We start from the raw sequence: 2,198 nt of genomic DNA on the forward strand, positions 1-2,198 counted from the left end.
CCCGGCCGCCGCGGCGAGCCCGTCCAGCAGCGCCGGGAGCCCGGCGGCGGGCGGCGGCGCGGGCCGCGTCGCCCAGATCTTCGGATGCGCGGTGCGCAGCCGCGCCTCGCAGTCCGCGAACGGCTTCTCGGCGAGCTTCTCGCCGGGGCCGAGGCCGCAGAACCGGATCGTCACCCCGGGCAGCCGAAGCTGCTCGGCGTACCGGTGGACCAGCTCCACCACCGGCACCGGACGGCCCATGTCCAGCACGAACGTCTCGGCCTCCTCGGCGAGCGCGGCGGCCTCCAGCAGCAGCCCGGCGGCCTCCTCGGCGGTCATGAAGTGCCGCGCCACCTCCGGGTGGGTGATCGTCACGGTCTCCCCGGCGGCGATCCGGTCGGCCAGCAGGCCGAGCAGCCGTCCGCGCGGACCGAGCACGTTGCCGATCCGGACCGCCGCGAACCGGGTCGGCCCGCCCGCCGCCGCCTGCAGCAGGAACTCGCCGAGCCGCATCGTCGCGCCGAACACCGACGTCGGGTCGGCGGCCTTGTCGGACGACAGGAACACCAAATGCCGCGCGCCGTGCCGGACCGCGCCGTCCACGACGTGCCGCAGCCCGAGCACGTTGTCGGCGACGCCCCGGCACGGGTCGCGCTCGACCAGTCCGAGGTCGTGCCGTCCGGCGGTGTGGAAGACCAGCTCGGGGCGGGCGGCGGCGAGCACCGCCGCGACCGCCGCCCCGTCCCGGACGTCGGCGCGCGCGGCCGTCACCCGGGCCGCCGGAAGCCGCGCGGTCATCTCGTGCCGCAGCCGGTCCAGCCCGGCCGCGTCGATGTCCACGAGGGTCAGCTCGGCGGGGCCGAGCCGCTTCAACCCGTGGCAGAGCGCCGACCCGACCGTCCCGCACGCGCCGGTCACCAGCACCCGGCGGCCCAGGACGAGGCGTCGCGCGCGCGGGCCGGTCACCGCCACCTCGTCCCGGCCGAGCAGCATCGACAGCGGCGGGACCTCCGCGCTCGGAGCGGACGTCCCGCCGCCGCCCGGCCAGGCCGTCCGTGCTTGCTCTCGTGTTTTCTCGTCGCGCCGACTCGGCGCGGCCCTGCCGCTCCGGACCGGCGCCGGACCGCCGCCGCCGTGGGACGGCCGCGTCGGCTCGCCACCCTGCGTGCGCGTCGGCTCGCCGTCCCGCTGCCAGGTCGGTTCGCTGCGCTGCGGCCGGGTCTTCCCGCCGCCCTGCGGCCAGGTCGGTTCGCAACTCTGCGGGCGGACGGGTTCGTTCTTCTGCGGACGGGCCTGTTCGTCGTTCTGCGGCCGAGGCGGTTCGCCGTCCCGCGGGCGGGCCGGTTCGTCGTTCTGCGCGCGGGGCGGTTCGTCGTTCTGCGGCCGGAGCCGTTCGCCGTCCCGCGGCCGGGGCGGCGGGCCGTCCGGGGAGGGCGGCGCTCCGGGCGCGGCGGACCGCGTCCTCGGCGAGCGTCGCGGGAACCATCGCATGGCTAGCCCGCCAGCGCCGGACGGCGGCGCAGCGCGCCGGTCAGACGGTCGACGACCCGGTCCTGCTGGGCGGCGGTCAGCCCGGGGAACAGCGGCAGCGACAGCAGCTCCTCGGCGATCCGGTCGGTCACCGGGACCGCCCCGCACTCGTCCGGGCCGATCAGCTCGCGGTACCCGGACATGTGGCTGACCGGGATGAAGTGCACCGACGTCCCGATGCCCGCCTCGGTCAGCTCGGCGATCAGCGCGTCCCGGTCCGGCACCCGGACCTGGTACAGGTGCCACGCGTGCGTGATGCCGTCCAGGTTCCGCTGCGGCAGGACGATCCCGGGCAGGCCGCCGAGCGCCTCGTCGTACCGGCGGACGAGTTCGGCGCGCTCGTCCTGCCAGCCCTGCAGCGCGCCGAGCTGCGCCCGCCCGATCGTCGCCTGGATGTCGGTCATGTTCGCCTTGAGCCCGACGTTCCGGACGTCGTAGCGCCAGCTCCCGCCCGGGAGGTACCGCTTCCAGGAGTCCTTGCTCATGCCGTGCAGCCGCGTGGAGCGGATCCGGTCGGCGAGGTCCGGGTCGTCGGTCGCGACCGCGCCGCCCTCGCCGATCGGCATGTTCTTGGTCGCGTAGAAGCTGAAGCACGCGGCGTGCGACTCCGCGCCGACCCGCACGCCGCCGCGGGCCGCGCCGGGGCCGTGCGCCGCGTCCTCCACGACGCGCGTCCGGTCGAGTCCGGC

Annotated in this window: 2 protein-coding genes; both read right to left on the bottom strand. The window is 76.8% G+C overall.

The features are described from left to right. A partial coding sequence (locus DZF91_RS24715) for a polysaccharide biosynthesis protein (RefSeq protein ID WP_117359659.1) occupies window positions 1-1,470 on the bottom strand: 1,470 nt, incomplete at its 3' end. A 2-nt stretch (window positions 1,471-1,472) separates the two neighbouring features. Beyond that, a partial coding sequence (locus DZF91_RS24720; protein ID WP_199486859.1) for a DegT/DnrJ/EryC1/StrS family aminotransferase occupies window positions 1,473-2,198 on the bottom strand: 726 nt, incomplete at its 5' end.

This window comes from Actinomadura logoneensis (genome assembly GCF_003428695.1).
GTDB classification, from domain to species: Bacteria; Actinomycetota; Actinomycetes; order Streptosporangiales; family Streptosporangiaceae; genus Spirillospora; species Spirillospora logoneensis.